Raw genomic sequence first — 18,906 nt, 5'->3', positions numbered from 1 at the left:
TCCGGCCGGCTGCCCGGGTCAGCGGCGGGCCCGCAGGGCGTAGAAGGCGGCGCCGACGGCGAGGACACCGAAGCCGGCGAGAACGCTGCCCAGCGGCAGGTTGACCGCCAGCAGCAGACAACCGGCCAGCCCCAGACCGGCGAGCACCCGGACCGGCAAGCGCCGGTCCGGGTCCCGGCCCAGGGTGAGCGCCGCCGCGTTGGTGATCGCGTAGTAGACGAGCACCGTGCAGCTCGAGAAACCGATGGCGTGGCGTACGTCGCCGAGCAGCACCACCACGATCACCACGGCGGCGACCGCCAACTCGGCCCGGTGCGGCACCTGGTGCACCGGGTGCACCGCGGCCAGCGCGCCGGGCAGGTCACGGCGGCGGGCCATCGCGAGGGTGGTCCGGCCGACGCCGGCGACCAGGGACAGCAGCACCCCGACGACGGCGATTGTGGCACCGGCGCGGACCACCCACGCCAGGCCGGGCAGCCCGGCGGCGGTCACCACGTCGACAAGGGGCGCGTCGGAAGCGGCCAGCCGGTCGCCGCCGAGCACGCCGAGGGCGACCACGGCCAGCACCAGGTAGATCGCGAGCACCACGCCGAGCGCCAGCGGCACCGCACGCGGGATGGTCCGCTGCGGATCGCGGACCTCCTCGCCGAGCGTGGCGATCCGGGCGTACCCGGCGAAGGCGAAGAACAGCAACCCGGCAGCGGTGAGCACACCCCGTGCCGAGCCGCCGGGCTCGCCGAGCCGGTCCAGGTGCACCGGCCCGCCCAGCAGGCCGACGACAGTGACGAGGGCCAGCACCGCGAGCACCAGCGCGACCAACGCCCTGGTCACCGTGGCGGTCTTGCCGATGCCGCGCAGGTTCACAGCGGTCACCGCGAGCACGGCGGCGACGGCGACCAGCCGGCTCTGGCCCGGCCAGAGGTACGCCCCGATCGTCAACGCCATCGCCGCGCAGCTCGCCGTCTTGCCGACCACGAAGCCCCAGCCGGCCAGGAAACCGGCGAACGGCCCGAGGCGCTCCCGGCCGTAGACGTAGGTGCCGCCGGACTCCGGGTAACGGGCCGCGAGCCGCGCCGAACTGGTCGCGTTGCAGAAGGCGACGAAGCCGGCCAGCACCAGCGCGGGCAGCAGGCCGGCGCCGCCGGCCGCCGCCACCGCCGGGCCGAAGACCACGAAGACGCCCGCGCCGAGCATCGAGCCCAACCCGATGACAACCGCATCGGGTACGCCCAGTCGCCGCGCCAGTTGGTTCACGAACCGAAACTCTAGGGGTACGAGGTGAACGGCCGGTCCCATTCCCGTAGCCGGCCGGGGAGCGGCAGATCGTCCCAGGGCACCCGGTGCAGCAGCCGGTCCAGGAACAGCCCCAGCAACAGCCCGGCCACCGAGTCGGTCAGCCAGTGCCAGCCGAGGTAGGTGGTGGTGGTGAGGACGACCAGCGGCGGCACGACGCGGATCACGGTGACGAGCCGGGCCGGTAAGTGCCGGCCGAAGCTGCGGGCCAGCGGGGCGAGCAGCAATGCGATGACGCCGTACCAGACGATGGCGTTGGCGACGTGCCCCGACGGGTAGGACTGGGCGAACCGGACCGGCAGGTCGTCGTGGAAGAGCGGCAGGGTCTGCTCGGGCGACAGGAACGGCTCCTTGACGCTGGCGCTCGGCGCCGCCCGCGCGGTCCAGACCTTGAGCGGACCGATCGTCAAGTAGGTCAGCACGAAGCCGACCACCGGCGGCAGGATCGGCCGCACCGACCGCAGCCGGACGGCCAGCAGCACGCCCAACCCGGCGGCGATCAAGGTCAGTGGGGTGCCCTGGCCGAGCAGGTTGAGCACCCGGGCCACCCAGTAGGCGACCGTCGGCCGGTGCCCGTCGGCCCAGTCGGCGACCGCCCGGTCCAGCCCGAAGAGCTGATCGGCGGCGAGCGCGACCGTCAACCCGACCAGACCGACCAGTAGAAGCGCGTCGAACCACCAGCCGGCCGGGCGGACGGGCCGTAGCCGCAGGTCACGTCGTACCGCTGTGGGTTTGAGCACGCGACCACGCTACCGGCCCGGCGCGAGGCCCGGGTGTGCGGCGCTGTGGGCCCAACCACGATCAGGGGCGGATGCGGGGGCGACCAGTCATGCTTGTGCCCGTGCGGATCACGTCTGCCCTCGTGGACCCGGCGCTGCTCGACCTGCCGTGGTCGACACCGCTGGAGGAGTGGCCTGCCCAACACCTGGTCGCGCTGCCGCAGGGCATCTCCCGGCACATCGTCCGGTTCGTCCGGTTGGGCGACTACGTGTACGCCTTCAAGGAGACCCGCGAGCGGATCGCCGAGCGGGAGTACGACCTGCTCCGGGCCCTGGAGCGGATCGACTTTCCGTCGGTCGAGGCGGTGGCGGTGGTCGCCGACCGGCAGACCGAGGACGGGGAGCCGCTCGAATCGGTGCTGATCACCCGGCACCTGCAGTTCTCGCTGCCGTACCGGGCGCTCTTCTCGCACACCCTTCGGCCGGAGACGATGAGCCGGCTGCTCGACGCGCTCGCCGCCCTGATCGTGCGGATGCACCTGACCGGTTTCTTCTGGGGTGACTGCTCGCTGTCGAACACGCTGTTCCGGCGGGACGCGGGCGCCTTCGCCGCCTACCTGGTGGACGCGGAGACGGGTGCCCTGCACAACTCGCTCTCCAACGGTCAGCGCGGCGAGGACCTGGAGATCGCCCGGGTGAACATCTTCGGTGAGGCGCTGGACCTGCAGGCCGCCGGCCTGCTGCACGAGTCCATCGACCCGGAGGTGGTCTGCGAGGAGGTCGTGCAGCGCTACGAGCGGCTCTGGCACGAGATCACCTATGAGCAGGCGATCGAGCGGGAAGCCCGGCACGACATCGAGGGCCGCATCCGCCGCCTCAACGAGCTGGGCTTCGACGTCGCCGAGGTGGCCATGTCGTCCATCGACGGTGGGCGTTTCCTGGTCCGGCCGAAGGTCGTCGACGCCGGCTACCACACCCGGCGGCTGCTGCGGCTGACCGGGCTGGACGCCGAGGAGAACCAGGCGCGCAAGCTGCTCAACGACCTGGACGCCTATCGCGCGGAGAGCGACCTGATCGACGAGCAGCAGGCCGCCCACCGCTGGCTCACCGAGGTCTTCGAGCCGGTGGTTCGGGCCGTCCCCACGCATCTGCGCCGCAAGCTGGAGCCGCAGGAGCTCTTCGCCCAGATCATCGAGCACAAGTGGTTGCTCTCCGAGCAGGCCGGCCGGGACGTCGGGATGCGCCACGCGGTTCAGTCGTATCTGTCCGATGTGCTGGTGCACCGCCCCGACGAGCAGGCCGTCCTCGGCGTGGAAGTCGACAGCCTGAGCTAGGGCCCAGCCTGGTTTCTGGGCGTCACTCCACCCAGGAGCCTCCGCGCAGCACCCGCACCACGTTGAGGTCGTCGTCCAACACCACCAGGTCGGCGCGCAGACCCACCTGGAGGGCCCCGACCCGGTCGCCCAGGCCGATGGCCCGCGCCGGGGTGGTGGCGACCATCCGGGCGGCGTCGGCGATCGGGATTCCAGCGTTCACGGCGTGCCGCAGCGCGGCGTCCATGGTGAGCGTGCTGCCGGCGATCGCGCCGTCGCGGGCGAGCCGGGCCACCCCGCCGGCGACTGTGACGGCCTGGCCGCCCAGCTCGTACTCGCCGTCTGGCATTCCGGCGGCGGCCATCGCGTCGGTGATGAGCGCGGCGCGGTCCGGGCCGGCGGTCGCCGTGACGAAGGTCAGCATGCCGTCGTGCAGGTGCACCCCGTCGGCGACCAGCTCGCAGATCACTGTGGGCGCGTCGAGCAGGGCCACCACCGGCCCGGGCTCGCGGTGATGCACCGGCCGCATCCCGTTGAACAGGTGGGTGCCGACACTGGCGCCGGCGGCGACCGCCGCGCGGGTCTGCTCGTACGTGGCGTCGGTGTGGCCCACCGCCGCCACCACCCGCTGCGCGGTGAGCAGCTTGATCGCCTCCAGTGCGCCGTCGCGCTCCGGGGCGAGGGTGACCATCCGGACGGCGCCCCGGCCCAGCTCGATCAGCTCGGCCAGCTCGTCGGTCGACGGGTCACGCAGGTACTCCGGGTTCTGCGCGCCGCAGCGGGCGGTCGACAGGTACGGCCCCTCGAAGTGGACCCCCGCCAACACACCCTCGTCGACCAACGGGGCGAACGCCTCGGTGGCCGAACGCATCAGCGAAAAGGGTGCGCTGACCAGGCTGGCCAGCAGGGTCGTGGTGCCGTGCGAGAGGTGGAAGTCGGCCGCCGCGCGGGCCTCGTCGGCGTCACCTGTGGTGAAGGTGTGGCCGCCACCGCCGTGGGTGTGCATGTCGACGAAGCCGGGCAGGATCCAGTGCCCGTCGCGCACCGACGGGTACTCGGCCACCGCGGTGATCCGGTCGCCGTCCCACTCGACGCAGCCCTGTCGGACGACTCCGGTCGGGGTCACCACTCGGCCGTTCACCCGTACGGTCATCGCTTCTCCTGAAGGTCACGGACACCCACGGCGTCCAGGGCGAGCAGGGCGGCACCGAGGCAACCAGCCTCGTCGCCCAGGGCTGCCGCGACCAGCTGCGGCTCCCGGTGGAAGGTCATTCTTTCGTGCAGCGCCGCCCGCAGCGGGGTCAGCAGCCGGTCCCCGGCCTGGGCCAGGCCGCCGCCGAGCACGATCGTCGCCACGTCGAACAGCGCCTGCCCGCTGGCGAGGCCATCAGCGAGCGCCTCGATCGCCTCCTGCCAGACCTTGCCGGCGAGCGGTTCGCCGGCCGCGGCCCGTTCGGCCACCTCGGCCGCGGTCACCGGGGCGTCGGCGGTCTCGCCGGCGAGTTCGGCGTAGCGGCGGCCGATCGCGGCGGCTGACGCCACCGCCTCCAGACAGCCGGGACGGCCGCAGCCGCAGCGCGGGCCGTCGGGCCGGACCAGGATGTGGCCGATCTCCCCGGCGGCGCCGTGGGCCCCCACCGCGGCCGTGCCGTCGACGACGTGCGCGGCGGCGATGCCGGTGCCGATCGCCACGAACAGCACGTGTCCGGTGCCGCGTCCGGCGCCGAGCCGGGCCTCGGCGAGACCACCGACACGCACGTCGTGGCCGAGCGCCGCAGGCAGGCCGAGCCGCGTCACCGTCAGGTCCCGCAGGGGTACGTTACGGAAGCCCACGTTCGCCGACCAGACCGCTACTCCGCGCGCCTCGTCCACCACCCCGGGCACGGCGATGCCGACCGCGATCGGGGTGAGCCCGTCGGCGCGGGCCTTGTCGGCCAGCCCGTCGGCCACGTCCAGGATGGTGCCGACCACGGCGGCCGGGCCGCGCGCGGCGTCGGTGGCGTGCCGCTCGGTGCGCACCACGACGCCGTCCGGTCGGACCAGGGCGCACTTCATGCCGGTGCCGCCGACATCCAACGCAACGACCACCCGGTCATCGGTCATGGCGCGAGAACCACGGACCGGGTCAGGTGTCGGGGCGCGTCCGGGTCGAGTTCCCGGCTGGTGGCCAGCGCGACCGCGAAGCGCTGCGCCAGGATCAGGTCGGCCATCGGGTCGACCGGGGTACGGCCGGCGGACCAGCTGCCCAGCACCGTGCGCCAACCGTGCGTGCGGCTGTGCACGAAGGCCGCGCCGGTGGCGGCCACGTCCTCGGGCAGCCCGTCGGGCAGCTCACCGAACGCCCAGACCAGACGCCCCGGCGCGGCGACCGAGATGGGGCCGTGCCGGTAGTCCATCGCCGGGTACGCCTCGGCCCAGAAGGTGGCCGCCTCGCGGCACTTCAGCGCCGCTTCCTGGGCCAGCCCGATCGTCCACCCCCGACCGAGGAAGGTGGCCTGCTCGATGGTGGTCGGGTCGATCGGCAGCGGGGACCGCACCGCCACCTCGGCGTCGGCGGCGAGCGCGGTCACCGGGTCGCCGAGCTGGGCCCGGAGCAGGGCCAACGCGGTGGTCGCGAATCGGGTCTGCACCACCGACCGTTCGTCGGCGAAGGGCATGGCCACGGTGGCGGCGGCCAGCTCGACCGCTGGTGACGTGGGGTCACCGACGATGACTGTGGTGGGTGTCTGCCCGCGCAGCGCGGCGAGCAGTTCCAGCACCTCGGTGGTGGTGCCGGAACGGGTGATCGCGATCAGCCGGTCGTAGCGGCGGCCGGCGGGGAACTCGGACGCCTGGAACGCGTCGGTCTCACCCTGGCCGGCCTGCTCGCGGCGGGCCGCGTACGCCATCGCCATGAACCACGACGTGCCGCAACCGACGACGGCGACCCGCTCCCCGGGGCGCGGCAGGTCACCGCGGACCACCTCGGCCAGCCTGGCCGCCTCCCGCCAGCAGTCGGGTTGGCTCGCGATCTCCGCGTCCACGTACGCCATGGGAAACTCCTCGCAGGGCCGATCGGTGCGCAATACGGCTCGTTAGACCCGCATTTCGCGCGTTATTCTGCGCGAACGCGGGTGACCATGGCAACCGACCAGTCGATCGCGCAGGTCAGTCTTTTGCGCCAGCCTAGTTTCGCGCACTAGTGTGCACGCAATCAATCACCGTCCGTGCAGTTGCTGGGAGGGCCCCCGCAGTGGACCGGTACGCCAGATGGAACGCCCTGCTCGAAATGCTGACCGACAACGGCCGGGTCAGCGTGGAGGCGGCAGCCGAGCGGCTGGACGTCTCCCAGGCCACCATCCGGCGTGACTTCGACCAGCTCGCGCAACAGCAGATGATCACGCGGACCCGGGGCGGCGCGGTCGCCAACGGCGTGTCGTACGACCTGCCACTGCGCTACAAGACGGCCAAGCACTCGGCCGAGAAGCAGCGGATCGGGGCGGCCGCCGCAGCGCTCGTCACGCCCGGCACCGTGGTCGGCCTGAACGGCGGCACCACGAGCACCGAGGTCGCGCGGGCTCTCGCCGTGCGGCCGGATCTGAACACCAGCGCCGAGGGCGCCCAGCTCACAGTGGTGACCAACGCGCTGAACATCGCCAACGAGCTGCTGGTCCGATCCCGGATGAAGGTGGTGGTGGCCGGCGGCGTGGTGCGCCCGAAGTCGTTCGAGCTGGTCGGCCCGCTGGGCGGGGCGTTGCTGCGCGAGGTCACCCTTGACGTCGCCCTGCTCGGGGTGGACGCGATCGACCCGCAGCTCGGCGCTGCCGCCCACCACGAGGGGGAGGCGGCGATGAACAACCTGATGGTGGCCCGCGCCAAGCGCGTGGTGATCATTGCGGACTCGTCCAAGTTGGGGGCTCACGCCTTCGCCCGGATCTGCCCTGTCGAGCGGGTGGAGACGCTGGTGACCGACTCCGGTGCCGCGCCGGAGGTGGTGGACGCGTTCCGCGCCGCTGGCGTACAGGTCGTCTGCGCCTGAGCGGTCACGCTCTGTCGATGAATTAGCCCGATCGGCGCGTCGATGCATACCGCGTATTGCGCGCGCCTGCATACCGCGTATGGTGTCGGCTGTCACGCCCACCCATCGGGGGAGGTGCAGCTTGCCAGCTGTCCTGGAGATCGAAGGTCTACGTAAGACGTACAAGAGTCGTCGACGCGGCACCCGCAACGCGCTCGACGGCTTCGACATGCGGGTCGACGCGGGGCAGGTGCACGGCTTCCTCGGTCCCAACGGGTCCGGCAAGACCACCACGCTGCGTACCCTGCTCGGCCTGATCCGACCCGACGGCGGCCGGATGGCGCTGCTCGGGCACGAGGTCCCCGACGCGCTGCCCGCTGTCGCCGGCCAGGTCGGCGCGATCGTGGAGAGCCCGCAGTTCTTCCCGCACTTCACGGCCCGGGACACGCTGTCCCTGCTGGCCGGGGCGGGCGAGGTGCCCGCCGTCCGGGTCGACGAGGTGTTGGAACTCGTCGGGCTGCGCGACCGGGCAGGCGAGCGGGTCAAGACGTACTCGCTGGGAATGAAGCAGCGGCTCGCCGTGGCCTCGGCCCTGCTGAAGAACCCGAAGCTGCTCATCCTCGACGAGCCGGCCAACGGCCTCGACCCGGGTGGCATCCGGGAGATGCGCACGCTGATGCGTACCCTCGCCGAGTCCGGAATGACAGTGGTGCTGTCCAGCCACATCCTCGGTGAGATCCAGCTGATCTGCGACTCGGTCACCATCATCTCGCTGGGCCGGCGGGTCGCCTTCGGCCCCGTCGACGAGGTCCTCGCGCAGCACTCGTCCGGTGCGGTCCGGATCCGGCTGGAGGCGGTCAGCGACCTGCCGGTGGCCACCGAGGTGCTCACCGAGGCGGGCATCCGGGTGACAGCTCAGCCCGACCACCTGATGTTGGCCGGCGTCGACAAGCCGGCGGCGGTGACGCGGCTGCTCGCCGAAAAGAACCTCTACGTCAGCGAGTTGGCGCCGATCGCCGTCGATCTGGAGAGCGTCTTCCTCGAACTGACCGCCACCGCGCCGGTCCCCGGTCAGCACCGGCAGGTAGACGAGTCCATGAAGGTTGGCGGGACGGGTCAGCCCGGCCCCGCCGGGGGAGGGTGGGGCGCGTGAGCCTCTTTCGTACGGAGCTGCGCCGGCTTGCCAAGCGGCGCTTCACCCGCTACTCGACGCTGCTCGGCCTGCTGGTGCTGGTCGCGGTGGTGGTCGGGGTGTTCTTCACCAATCAGAAGATCGACGCCGGTCAGCTCGCCCAGGCGGAGCGTCAGGCCGACCAGCAGTACCAGGAGCAGGTGCGCTGGAGCGAGCAGGAGCGCACGGCGTGCGAGCAGGCCAAGACGGCCGGCACGGCGACCGACGGCCGCTACCCGGACGACTGCTCGGTGATTACCGCCCCGTCCCGGGACCAGATCGAGGCGAGTTGGTTCCTGCCCTCGACGTTCGACTTCAAGGAGACGTTCGACGAGACGCTGATCCCGTTCGCGGCGATCCTCGCCCTGGTCGGGTTCGTCGTCGGCGCGTCCTTCGTCGGTGCCGAGTGGAGCACCGGCGGGATGATGAACCTGCTGCTCTGGCGGCCGAAGCGGCTCACCGTGCTGCTCACCAAGCTGGCCGCGCTGCTCACCGGCATCCTGGCGGTGACGCTTCCGGCCGCGGTGCTGTGGTTCGCCGGGTTCTGGGGTGTCGCCACATTCCGGGGCAGCACCGAGAAAATGACCTCCGGGGTCTGGCAGTCGTTCCTGCTGACAGGTGTGCGGGGAGTGGTGCTGGTGTTGGTGCTCACCACCATCGGCTTCGCCCTCGCCTCCTTGGGTCGGCACACAGCGATGGCCCTCGGTGGCGTGGTGGCGGTGATGGTGGTCGGCCAGTTCGGCCTGGGCATCCTGCTGGAGATGGCAAGCGTGCGGTTCGCCGAGGCATGGCTGCTGCCCACGTACATCCTGGCCTGGATGACGAAGACGGTCACCCTCCAGGACTGGAACTCGTGCAACGCGACCTACTACGGAGAGTGCGAGCCGGCGAAGATGGACATCACCTGGCAGCAGTCCTCCGTCCTGCTCTCGGTCTCGGTGGTGGTGATCCTCGGGGCGGCGCTCTGGACGATGCGTCGCCGCGACATCACCTGACCTGACCGAAGTGACGCGGCGCGGCTGGCCCGGCCGTCGGGGTTCCCGGCGGTACGGACCGGCCGCGCCGCTTGCTGCGTCCCTGGTCGCCGCTGGCTAGGCTGAGCGACATGTCCGCCGACACCACCCCGGCCGCCCCCGAGCCGTCCATCGACGCTCGTCCGGGTGAGGCCGCGGGTGCTGCCGGGCCGACCGTCCCGAATCCCCGACCGGCGCCGCCCATCGAGACCGACGAGTCGACGTCGCCGGCGGACGAGGCGGCGCAGCCCGCCGATCCCGCGCCGGGGCTGACCGAGCGGGAGCGGGCCATCCTCGCCTTCGAGCAGCAGTGGTGGCGGCACGCCGGCGCCAAGGAGCAGGCCGTCCGGGACACCTTCGGGATCTCGTCGACCCGGTACTACCAACTGCTCAACGGTCTGCTCGACAATCCGGCCGCCCTCGCCGCCGACCCCGTGCTGATCAGCCGCCTCCGCCGGTTGCGCTCGTCGCGCGCCCGTAACCGCCGCCGCTGACCTGGATTCCGCGATCTCGCACTTTCTGTAGCTGTCTCGTGGCTTTCGCACGTCTTTGTCGGGACACAAAGTGCGAGACCGCCGCGTCGGGCGTCGGCCAGCCGGCCCAGCCGCATGGCGGCTGACCAGGCGGGTAGGCGGGAGGCGTTCCGGGGTCGCACGCGACCTCGGACCCAGGAAGGGAGCGGGGTATGACGGCAACGAACCAGAGCGGCACAGGACAGCAGGCCCGCCAGGAGGCTTCGCGAGTCGGCCAGCAGGCCACGCAGGCCGGGGGTCAGGTCGCCCACGCCGCCGCTGAGCAGGGCGGGCAGGTGGCCGCAGAGGCGCGGCGACAGGCCCAGCAGTTGACCGGCCAGGCCACTGGGCAGCTTCGAGAGCAGGCTCAGTCGCAGCAGCGGCGGGCCGCCGAGGGCCTGCGCGACCTGGGTCAGAACCTCAGTTCGATGGCCGAACGGGACGGCGATTCCGGGCTGGCCGGTCAAGTGGTACGCAAGGCGGCCGACGCCGCCCAGCAGGCCGCCGGTTGGCTCGACGAGCGAGAACCCGGCCAGGTGCTCGACGAGGTACGCACGTACGCGCGGCACCATCCGGCGACGTTCCTCGCGGGCGCGACGGTGGCCGGGCTGCTCGTCGGGCGGCTCACCCGTGGTCTGACCGCGCCGGCCTCCGGCAACGGTCACGGTGGCAGAGCGTCAGGTGCTCCGTCACCCGCACAGGGCGCACCGGCGGACGCCGGTGAGCAACCGTACACGGGGACGGCACGGGCGCAGAACGTCTCGCCCACCGGTGAACCGGCGCGGGACCTGCCCGGCGGGGTGGCACCGTGAGCGCCCCGGAGAAGGAACGAACCCAGGCCTCGGTAGGCGAGCTGCTGGGCGACGTGACCCGGGACATGTCCACCCTGGTGCGCAAGGAGATCGAGCTGGCCAAGGCCGAGCTCCGCGAGGAGGCCAGTCAGGCGGGCAAGGCCGGCGGTATGTTCGGCGGCGCCGGGCTGGCCGGGTTCCTGGCGGTGCTCTTCGTGTCGTACGCCCTCTGGTGGGGGTTGTCGAACACGATGGACCAGGGGTGGGCGGCGCTGATCGTCGCGATCCTCTGGGCTGCCGTGGCCGGGGGTCTCTTCATCAACGCCCGGACCCAGCTGAAGCGGGCACGTGCGGTTCTGCCCCGGACGAAACAGACTGCCCGGGAGTTTCCGGACGCCCTGCGGGGTCGGTGAACGAGTCGGGAGGGAACAGGTCATGTCCAGTAATCCGGACCAGATCCGGCGGGAGATCGAAACCACCCGCAACGAGTTGAGCAATGACGTCGATGCGCTGACCGACAAGGTCAACCCGCGTCGGATCGCCGGTGACCGCGTCGGGCAGGCCCGCGGCGCGTTCACCCGAGCGAAGGAGAAGGTGATGGGCAGTTCGAGTCACATGGGGCAAGAGGCTGGCCAGCGGATGTCGCACATGGCCGGCTCGGTGCGCGACGAGACCCGTTCGCTCGGGCACCAGTCTCGGGAGGCAATGGGCTCACTCGGGCACCAGTCTCGGGAGGCAATGGGCTCGGTGCGGGACGAGGCGCGCTCACTCGGGCAGCACTCGCGCGAGCAGGCTCAGGGCAATCCGATGGCCGCCGGCCTGGTCGCCTTCGGCGTCGGTCTGCTGGCCGCCTCGCTGATCCCGCCGAGCGGGCGTGAGCGGCAACTCGCCGGCCGAGCGCGGGGCATGGTGACTGAGCACTCTGGTCAGCTGCGTGAGCAGGCGAGCCAGGTTGGCCACCAGATGCAGGACAACCTGCGGGAGCCTGCGCAGCAGGCGGCGCAATCGGTCCGGTCCACCGCCCAGCAGGGCGTGTCGGCGGTACGCGACCAGGGCCGTTCGGCCGCCGGTCAGGTGCAGGGAGAGACGCATGCGGCCGTCGACGACCTTCGACAGCGCTGACCCGATCGGTGCGCCGGGGCCGGTGCCGGTGATGCGGGTACGCTCCGCGTCCGCGCCGGCCCCGGGCCGGCCGGTCAACGAGGACCTGGTCTTCCGGTTCGGCCCGCTGGTAGGTGTCCTGGACGGCGCGACGGTTCCGGACGGCTTCGACACCGGCTGCGTGCACGGACCCGAGTGGTACGTCCGGCACCTGGCCGCCCGGATCGGCGTCGCCGAGGCGGTACGCCCGGCCGCCCGGCTGACCAGCAACCTGGCCGCGGCTATCCTCGCCGTACGCGCCGACCACGGCGGCCAGTGCGACCTCGACCATCCGGGTACCCCGTCCAGCACTGTCTGCCTGCTGCGGGACTGCGGCGACCAGGTGGACTACCTGGTGCTCTGCGACAGCCCTCTGGTCCTCGACACCGGGGGGCAGGTCAGCGTAGTCACCGACAACCGGCTGGACGCGGCGATGGCGGAGCTGCGGGAGACAGTGGCCATCGTGCCGGGCGGCGCGGCGGACCCGGTTACCCGGTTCCGGCACGCCGTGAGCGTCCAGCGGGAGCGGATGAACCGCACCCACGGCTACTGGGTGGCGGCCTCCGACCCGGACGCGGCGTTCCACGCGGTCACCGGGACCGCGCCCCGGCGCGGTCCGGGGGCGCTACGACGGGCGGCGCTGCTCAGCGACGGCGCGTCCAGCGCGGTGGAGCAGTTCGGGCTGACCGACTGGGCCGGTCTGCTGGACCTGCTGAGCGCCGACGGTCCGGGCGCGTTGCTCGACCGGGTGCGGGACGCCGAGCGCGACCATCCCGATCGGCTGCGTCGGCACAAGTCCACCGACGACGCGTCGGTGGTGTTCTGCGAGTTCGAGTCGACCGTTTGAGCGTTCGCCACCCGTCCGGGTGACGACAGAGCGTGATGTGAAACACCCGAGCCGCCCGACCGGCCGGTACCGCTGACCGGACCGCCAGTGGATGGCCAATGGGGTGGACTTCGGCCGATGAGGGCGGCAGACTGCGGCACGTGGCGGGTGCGGTCCGGCTGGAGCCGGTGGACGAACGGAACTTGGAGCCGTTGCTCTCCGTAGCGGCGGCGGAGGCGGAACCCGGAGATGTCATGCCTCCGGTCGAGGCGCCCGCCGGCTGGTCACTCGCCCGCCGAGAGGCATTCCGAGAGTTCCACCGGGCGAGCTTCGGTGGGCTGGACGGCCCGACCCGTTCCCAGATGTACGCCATCCTCGTCGGTGGCGAGGTGATGGGCATGGTGCGGATGACGCGCTGTGACGAGCCCGGCACTGTGGAGGCCGGGATGTGGCTCGGCCGTTCGGCACGGGGGCAGGGGATCGGCGCGGCCGCCCTGCGGGAGCTGCTGAACGCCGCCGCTCGGGCGGGCATGCGGGCGGTGGTCGCCGAGACGACCCCGGACAACATCGGTGCGGTCTCGGTCCTGCAGAAGTGCGGCGCGAAACTGCGCGAGGACGGCGGCAAGGTGCGTGCCGAAATCTGCCTGGATTCGACTCCACCCGCTCTTTGAGGGCGGCTCTTACATTTCGGCTTCTCTGGCGTTATCCCTGCTCGTGACCGAACTGAAGTCCGTTTTGGGGGCTTCGGTGTCGCCTTTCCCAATGCATTCCTCCCAGCGTCGACGGACATTGTCGTAGCGGTTTCGGAGTAATGCCGACGGGTACTGCCCGCCGGGTCCGCAAATACGGACGTCAGATCGAGGGCACGGTTCGCGCTGTTCCCGGTGGCCCTTCTTTGGCCCTCTCGGCAGACGTCCGGACCACCGGGGAGCAAGGGAGACCTGATGAAGACCGGAACACGAATCGGGCTGGCGGTGGGCTTCGGCTATCTGCTTGGCCGCCGCCGCAAGCTGCGTACCGCGCTCACCCTGGCTGCGGCGGTCGCCGCCGGCCGGGCCAGCCGGGACCCCGGCGGTCTGCTGAAGCGGGGCACCGACGCGCTGCACTCCTCCCCCCAAATGAGCAACCTGGGCCGGCTCGGCGGCCCGCTGATCAACGCCGGCCGCGCAGCCGCGACCGCTGCGGCCGGCAGCAGTGTCGACGCGCTCACCGGGCGACTGCGCGGCTCCGCCGACGCGCTGCGCCGCCGTTCCGGCAACGACAGCGACGCGGGCAGCCAGGGCGGATCGGGGAACCAGAGCACTGGCAGCCAGAACGGCACCGACGACAACGGCCCTCGCGGCGACGGTGACCGCGGCGCGACCAACGACCGCGGCGATGCGGCGGCCCAGCAGCGGCGGGGGCGGTAAGCATGGCGGCGAACACCAACCCGGCAGGGCTCGGCGACAAGCTGCGCGGCCAGTTGGCCGACGAGGTGCGCAACCTGGCCGGGGCGATCGGTGATCGCGCGATGAGCGTGGTGACCGAGCGGATCACCGGTGCGACCGGCCGGCTCAGCGAGTACGCGCGTCAGGGTGGCGGACCCGGTCTGATCGCCGCCGCCACGGGTGCGCAGAAGTTGGTCGAGGGCGGCTCACCGGTGAAGGCGATGGTTCATGCCGGTGTGGCCGGCGGTAAGGAGAAGGTGATGTCTGCTCTCGGCCGTGCGAGCGGAAAGGGCGGCAAGGGCGGCGGGAAGAAGAAGGTCACCAACATCGTCGAGACGATCGAGGTCGGTGTGCCGGTACGGGCCGCGTACAACCAGTGGACTCAATTCGGCGACTTCCCCAGCTTCATGAAGAAGGTCGAGAACGTCGACACCGACTCGGACGAGAAGTTGACCTGGAAGGCACAGGTCCTCTGGTCGCACCGGACGTGGGAGTCGACCATCATCCGCCAAGTGCCGGACAAGCTCATCCACTGGCGGTCCAAGGCCGAGAAGGGCTCGGTCGACGGCACCGTCAGCTTCCACGAGATCACCCCCGACCTGACCCGCATCCTCGTGGTGCTGGAGTACCACCCGCAGGGCCTCTTCGAGCACACCGGCAACCTGTGGCGCGCTCAAGGTCGCCGGGTGCGGCTGGAGTTGAAGCACTTCGTCCGGCACGTGATGACCGAGGTGGCGCTCGATCCGGACCAGGTCGAGGGCTGGCGCGGCGAGATCCGCGATTCCCAGGTGGTCAAGGACCACGAAACCGGCCTGCGGGAGGAACAGGAGCAGCGCGAGCGAGGTGGTGGCGAGGAGCAGCGCGGTGGAGCACCGGCCGGGCCCGAGGACCAGGAGTACGACGAGGAGGAGCCGCGCCGCCGGCCGGGTGGGCGACTGCGCCAGCGACCGCCCCGGCGCCCGGTCGAACCCGAGTACGACGATGAGTACGAGGCCGACGAGGACGGCTACGACGAGGGCTACGCGGACGAGCCCGACGAGGAGCCGCCGCCACCCCGCCGCCGCGTACCCGAGCGGGCCCGGCGAGCCCAGCCCCGCGAGGAGCCGCAACGGCCTCGGCCGCCCGTCCGACGTGGACCGGAGCCACCGCGCCGACCAGTGGTGCGCCGTCGCCGGAAGGAGGACGAGTGACGCTGGTACCCGGCGATGACGCCGTCGGCGGCGCCCTGGAACGGGTGGGTTCCGCCGGCGGGCTGGCCGACGTCGTGGAGACCGTGCTCGACAAGGGCGTGGTGATCGACGCGCAGGTGGCTGTCGGAGTCGTCGGCATCCCCCTGGTGGAGATCAATGCCCGGGTGGTGGTGGCGAGCATCGAGACCTACCTACGGTTCGCCGAGGCGGTCGACCGGCTGGGCATCGCACCGGACGAGGGTGAAGGGCTGTCCGGTCTCCTCGGTGGTGTCACCGGCGCCGTCCGGGATGTCACCGACTCGGTCGGTGGTGTCGCCGGCAGTGCGCGCGACCTGGGGAGGAGCTGAGATGGGCGACGAGACCGGACTGTTCGTCTACGGGTTGGTGCCCGCCGACGTGGAGGCGACGCCCGACGCCGCCGGTGTCGGCGACTCCTCCGGCGAGGTGACGGTGATCCGGCACGGGGACGTCGGTGCCCTGGTCAGCCCGGTGCCGCTGGACGCGCCGCTCGGCCGGTCGACGGACCTGCGGGCGTACCAGGACCTGCTGGACGGCACGGCGGCGGTGGCGCCGGTGCTGCCGGTGCGGTTCGGCACAGTGGTCACCGGCCCGGACGCGGTGCTCGACCTGCTCCGACCGCACCACGACCGTTTCGCCGCCGCGCTGGCCGAGTTCGAGGGCAGGGTGCAGTACGTCGTACACGGGCGCTTCGACGAGCGGACGTTGCTGCGCGGCATCCTCGACGAGAACCCGACGGCCGCCAGGCTCGCCGAGCAGATACGTGGTCGGCCCGAGGCGGCGAGCCGTGAGCCGCGCATCCGGCTCGGCGAGGTCATCAGCCAGGCGGTGGAGCTGCGCCGCGAGGCGGAGAACCGGCGGATGCTCGACGCCATCGCCGAGTTCGTGGTCTCCACCCAACTGCGCCCGCCCAGCCACGAGATGGATGCGACCCATGCGGCCCTGCTGGTGCAGAGCGACCACGAAGACGCCCTGGTGAACGCCCTGGAGGAGTACGCGCAGGATCGCCGGGGCCTGCTGCGGTTGCGGCTGCTCGGACCCCTGGCCCCGTACGACTTCGTCGGCGCCCACCAGTTGGCGGGCTGACCCGTGGACCTGCTCTGGGCGCTGCTGACCCTGCCGTACGCGCCGGTGCGGGGTCTGACGGCGGTGGTCGGGGTGGTCGCCCGCGAAGCCGAGTCGCGGCAGCGCAACCCGGTCAACGTCCGGCGCGAGCTGGAGGAGTTGGACGCCGCGGTGGCGGCCGGCGAGCTCAGCGCCGAGGAACGCGACCACGCTGAGCAGCGGGTGCTGGACCGACTCACCGGGGGCGCGGACCGGACCGGCGAGCGACCTCGCCCGGCGCGGCGCCCCGGCACCCGAGGAAGGAGTGCGCCATGACCGACGCCGCCCCGGCGCGACGGCGTGACCCGGCCGCCGAGGGTTACCCCGACGACGAGTACGTGGAGCCGGTGTCGGCGGCCGAGGCGGCCCGGGCCGGGCTGCGGCAACTGGTCGAGCTGACCGGCCGCGAGCCGTCCGTCACCACCTCCCTGGAGGCCACCCAGGACGGCTGGCTCGTCGGGGTGGAGGTCGTGGAGACCCGCCGCATCCCCAGCTCGACCGACCTGCTCGGTCTGTACGAGGTGGAGTTGGACATCGAGGGGAGCCTGCTCGGCTATCGCCGGGTGCGGCGCTACCAGCGCGGAAAGGATGAGGTGGGCTGAGATGACAGCTGCGCAGCCGCCGGTGGTGCAGAACTCCGGCCAGGTCCTGCCCGCCGGCCACGAGCCTGCCAACCTGGGCGACATCCTGGAACGGGTGCTCGACCGGGGCATCGTCATCGCCGGCGACATCCGGGTCAGCCTGCTCGACATCGAACTGCTGACGCTGAAGCTGCGGCTGGTCATCGCGTCGGTCGACACCGCACGCCAGATCGGCATCGACTGGTGGGAGCACGACCCGTGGCTCAGCTCGCGTGCCCGCCCCCCGGTGGAGCCGGGGCCGCGTGACCCGGAGGAGGTCGAGGCGGAGCGGCGGCCCCGAGTGGAGGCCCGGGCACGACGCCGCGACGCCGAACTGGAGGAGTGGGATGGTTGAGGTGACCGTCGACCTGCCCACCGGGGCCGCCGGTGCATGGCTGCACGGTGTGGTGCAGGACGCCGACCCGGCGACGCTGGCGACGATCGTCGGCATGGACGGCGGCCCGGTCCGTGCGGTGTCCGCCGCCGGACTTGTCGCCGTGGTCAGCGCCGCACCGCTGGACGAGTACGGCGAGGAACCACTCCGCCGCAACCTGGAGGACCTGGTCTGGCTGGAGCGGGTCGCCCGAGCGCACCACGCGGTGGTCGAGGCGCTGGCGCGGCGCGGGCCGGTGGTGCCGGCCCGGCTCGCCACCGTGCACACGGACGACGGGCGGGTGGCCGGCTCTCTCGCCGCCAGCCGTGCCGAACTCGTCGCCGCTCTGGACCGGCTGACCGGGCGGGGTGAGTGGGGCGTCAAGGGCTTCCTGGTGCCGGGAGCGGCCACGGTCGCCGCCGGGACGGCCGGGGCCGGCGGGGTGGGGACGGCGTACCTGCGGCGTCGCCGTGCCCAGTTGACGGCCCGGGAGGAACGTCAACAGGTGGCGAGCGCCGCCGCGGACGCGGTGCACAGCGCCCTGTGCGAGCTGGCCGTGGCAGGTCGACGGCACGCTCCGCAGGACCGGCGACTCTCCGGGGTGACCGCCCCGATGGTGCTCAACGGGGCGTACCTGGTCGACGTCGCGGCGCTGCCCCGCTTCAGCGAGCTGGTCGGCACGTTGGGCCGTCGGCATCCGGGACTCCACCTGGAGCTGACCGGCCCGTGGCCGGCCTACTCCTTCGTCGCGGACCGGCCGGAGCCCGCGCTCACCGCACGGGATGCGGGGTGACCACCGCGCTCGCGCCGAACAGCGCCGACGACCCGTTCGCCTACCGGCCGGTCGCCCTGGTGGACCTGCTCGACCGGGTCCTCGCCACCGGCGTGGTGATCAGCGGGGACATCACACTGGCCATCGCCGACGTGGACCTGGTCCGGATCTCGCTGCGTGCGCTTGTCGCGTCGGTCGGCGCGCTGACCCATGCGGAGGACGGCGGATGACCGGGCGGGACGAGGCGACGGAGTTGGCCGCCGCGCTGGGCTCGGAGTTGTGGCAGCCGCCACGGGTCACTCCACTGGACCGCCGGATCGCCGTGGACCGGGACTCGGTCGAGCGTGGGCTGGCGAGCCTGGTGCTGACCGTCGTGGAGCTGCTGCGGCAGCTGATGGAGCGGCAGGCACTGCGCCGGGTGGACCTTGGTGACCTCACCGAGGAGCAGGTGGAGCGCATCGGGGTGACGCTGATGGCCCTGGAGGAGCAGATGGTCGGCCTGCGCGAACACTTCGGGCTGGCCCCGGAGGACCTGAACCTGGACCTCGGGCCGCTCGGTCCGCTTCTCCCCACTGACTGACCCGAGCCGGCCGGCGGCGACCCGGGAGGGGCCGCCGCAGACCGCCT

24 protein-coding genes and 1 pseudogene are annotated in these 18,906 nt (G+C 72.1%); 20 read left to right on the top strand and 5 right to left on the bottom strand.

The genetic code is table 11. From position 1 onward, the window contains the following. Positions 1–18: 18 nt before the first annotated feature. The gene (locus ABZU74_RS07215; RefSeq protein WP_355419394.1) at positions 19–1,254 is read right to left on the bottom strand and encodes an APC family permease; all 1,236 of its coding nucleotides are present in this window, start codon (positions 1,252–1,254) and stop codon (positions 19–21) included. A gap of 11 nt (positions 1,255–1,265) precedes the next feature. Next, entirely contained in the window at positions 1,266–2,003 is a 738-nt protein-coding gene (locus ABZU74_RS07210; protein WP_355419749.1) for a phosphatase PAP2 family protein, read from the bottom strand. A 119-nt stretch (positions 2,004–2,122) separates the two neighbouring features. On the opposite strand from ABZU74_RS07210, the gene ABZU74_RS07205 reads away from it, so the two are divergent. Further along, positions 2,123–3,346 carry a DUF4032 domain-containing protein gene (locus ABZU74_RS07205; protein WP_355419392.1) on the top strand — a complete coding sequence of 408 codons (1,224 nt, stop codon included), beginning with the start codon at positions 2,123–2,125 and terminating at the stop codon, positions 3,344–3,346. Between the two features lie 22 nt (positions 3,347–3,368). Here ABZU74_RS07205 and nagA read toward each other — a convergent pair whose 3' ends face one another. From nagA to ABZU74_RS07190, 3 genes are read right to left on the bottom strand one after another with little or no spacing between them, the layout of a single operon-like run. Then, positions 3,369–4,478: an N-acetylglucosamine-6-phosphate deacetylase gene (gene nagA / locus ABZU74_RS07200; RefSeq protein WP_355419390.1), complete on the bottom strand. Its 1,110-nt coding sequence runs from the start codon at positions 4,476–4,478 to the stop codon at positions 3,369–3,371. Further along, positions 4,475–5,428 (bottom strand): ROK family protein, encoded by a 954-nt coding sequence (locus ABZU74_RS07195; RefSeq protein WP_355419388.1) that lies wholly within the window; start codon positions 5,426–5,428, stop codon positions 4,475–4,477. The genes nagA and ABZU74_RS07195 overlap by 4 nt, the downstream gene beginning before the upstream one ends. Beyond that, positions 5,425–6,357 carry a sugar isomerase gene (locus ABZU74_RS07190; protein WP_355419386.1) on the bottom strand — a complete coding sequence of 311 codons (933 nt, stop codon included), beginning with the start codon at positions 6,355–6,357 and terminating at the stop codon, positions 5,425–5,427. The genes ABZU74_RS07195 and ABZU74_RS07190 overlap by 4 nt, the downstream gene beginning before the upstream one ends. Before the next feature lie 200 nt (positions 6,358–6,557). Here ABZU74_RS07190 and ABZU74_RS07185 point away from each other — a divergent pair, with 200 nt between their 5' ends. The 19 genes and pseudogenes from ABZU74_RS07185 (at position 6,558) to ABZU74_RS07095 (ending at position 18,859) form a co-directional block, all read left to right on the top strand. Continuing rightward, positions 6,558–7,343 (top strand): DeoR/GlpR family DNA-binding transcription regulator, encoded by a 786-nt coding sequence (locus tag ABZU74_RS07185; protein WP_355419384.1) that lies wholly within the window; start codon positions 6,558–6,560, stop codon positions 7,341–7,343. 121 nt (positions 7,344–7,464) lie between these two features. After that, positions 7,465–8,475 (top strand): ATP-binding cassette domain-containing protein, encoded by a 1,011-nt coding sequence (locus ABZU74_RS07180; protein ID WP_355419382.1) that lies wholly within the window; start codon positions 7,465–7,467, stop codon positions 8,473–8,475. Continuing rightward, positions 8,472–9,488: an ABC transporter permease subunit gene (locus tag ABZU74_RS07175; protein WP_355419380.1), complete on the top strand. Its 1,017-nt coding sequence runs from the start codon at positions 8,472–8,474 to the stop codon at positions 9,486–9,488. The genes ABZU74_RS07180 and ABZU74_RS07175 overlap by 4 nt, the downstream gene beginning before the upstream one ends. 110 nt (positions 9,489–9,598) lie before the next feature. Further along, positions 9,599–10,000 carry a DUF3263 domain-containing protein gene (locus ABZU74_RS07170; protein WP_355419378.1) on the top strand — a complete coding sequence of 134 codons (402 nt, stop codon included), beginning with the start codon at positions 9,599–9,601 and terminating at the stop codon, positions 9,998–10,000. A 191-nt stretch (positions 10,001–10,191) separates the two neighbouring features. Beyond that, a complete protein-coding gene (locus ABZU74_RS07165; RefSeq protein ID WP_355419376.1) occupies positions 10,192–10,830 on the top strand; it encodes a hypothetical protein in 639 nt (212 codons plus the stop codon). Beyond that, on the top strand, positions 10,827–11,222 hold the full coding sequence (locus ABZU74_RS07160; protein ID WP_355419374.1) for a phage holin family protein: 396 nt from the start codon (positions 10,827–10,829) through the stop codon (positions 11,220–11,222). The genes ABZU74_RS07165 and ABZU74_RS07160 overlap by 4 nt, the downstream gene beginning before the upstream one ends. Before the next feature lie 22 nt (positions 11,223–11,244). Next, positions 11,245–11,931 (top strand): DUF3618 domain-containing protein, encoded by a 687-nt coding sequence (locus ABZU74_RS07155; protein WP_355419372.1) that lies wholly within the window; start codon positions 11,245–11,247, stop codon positions 11,929–11,931. Beyond that, positions 11,900–12,796, top strand: a complete 897-nt coding sequence (locus tag ABZU74_RS07150) for a hypothetical protein (protein WP_355419370.1) — start codon at positions 11,900–11,902, stop codon at positions 12,794–12,796. The genes ABZU74_RS07155 and ABZU74_RS07150 overlap by 32 nt, the downstream gene beginning before the upstream one ends. A 140-nt stretch (positions 12,797–12,936) precedes the next feature. After that, positions 12,937–13,446, top strand: a complete 510-nt coding sequence (locus ABZU74_RS07145; RefSeq protein ID WP_355419368.1) for a GNAT family N-acetyltransferase — start codon at positions 12,937–12,939, stop codon at positions 13,444–13,446. Positions 13,447–13,719: 273 nt separating this feature from the next. Further along, positions 13,720–14,184, top strand: a complete 465-nt coding sequence (locus ABZU74_RS07140; protein ID WP_355419366.1) for a hypothetical protein — start codon at positions 13,720–13,722, stop codon at positions 14,182–14,184. A gap of 2 nt (positions 14,185–14,186) precedes the next feature. Next, entirely contained in the window at positions 14,187–15,392 is a 1,206-nt protein-coding gene (locus ABZU74_RS07135) for an SRPBCC family protein (RefSeq protein WP_355419364.1), read from the top strand. Between the two features lie 2 nt (positions 15,393–15,394). Next, positions 15,395–15,604 (top strand): annotated as a pseudogene (gene gvpJ, locus ABZU74_RS07130) (gas vesicle protein GvpJ); the annotation flags it as partial. 136 nt (positions 15,605–15,740) lie between these two features. Next, positions 15,741–16,496, top strand: a complete 756-nt coding sequence (locus ABZU74_RS07125) for a GvpL/GvpF family gas vesicle protein (RefSeq protein WP_355419362.1) — start codon at positions 15,741–15,743, stop codon at positions 16,494–16,496. A gap of 3 nt (positions 16,497–16,499) precedes the next feature. Further along, positions 16,500–16,790, top strand: coding sequence for a gas vesicle protein GvpG (locus ABZU74_RS07120; protein WP_355419361.1), 291 nt, complete (start codon positions 16,500–16,502; stop codon positions 16,788–16,790). Beyond that, positions 16,787–17,116, top strand: a complete 330-nt coding sequence (locus ABZU74_RS07115) for a gas vesicle protein (RefSeq protein WP_355419359.1) — start codon at positions 16,787–16,789, stop codon at positions 17,114–17,116. Before ABZU74_RS07120 ends, ABZU74_RS07115 begins: the two co-directional genes overlap by 4 nt. A 1-nt stretch (position 17,117) precedes the next feature. After that, positions 17,118–17,489 (top strand): gas vesicle protein, encoded by a 372-nt coding sequence (locus tag ABZU74_RS07110; protein ID WP_355419357.1) that lies wholly within the window; start codon positions 17,118–17,120, stop codon positions 17,487–17,489. Beyond that, complete coding sequence (locus ABZU74_RS07105) at positions 17,482–18,300, top strand: GvpL/GvpF family gas vesicle protein (protein ID WP_355419355.1); 819 nt, start codon at positions 17,482–17,484, stop codon at positions 18,298–18,300. The genes ABZU74_RS07110 and ABZU74_RS07105 overlap by 8 nt, the downstream gene beginning before the upstream one ends. After that, on the top strand, positions 18,297–18,509 hold the full coding sequence (locus ABZU74_RS07100; protein ID WP_355419353.1) for a gas vesicle protein: 213 nt from the start codon (positions 18,297–18,299) through the stop codon (positions 18,507–18,509). The genes ABZU74_RS07105 and ABZU74_RS07100 overlap by 4 nt, the downstream gene beginning before the upstream one ends. Continuing rightward, positions 18,506–18,859, top strand: a complete 354-nt coding sequence (locus ABZU74_RS07095; protein ID WP_355419351.1) for a gas vesicle protein K — start codon at positions 18,506–18,508, stop codon at positions 18,857–18,859. The genes ABZU74_RS07100 and ABZU74_RS07095 overlap by 4 nt, the downstream gene beginning before the upstream one ends. Positions 18,860–18,906 lie beyond the last annotated feature (47 nt).

It is taken from the genome of Micromonospora sp. NPDC005171, from assembly GCF_040608575.1.
Taxonomy (GTDB): domain Bacteria; phylum Actinomycetota; class Actinomycetes; order Mycobacteriales; family Micromonosporaceae; genus Micromonospora.
The sequence above is the reverse complement of the archived record's forward strand: the minus strand, read 5'-3'. Positions and strand labels throughout refer to the sequence as shown.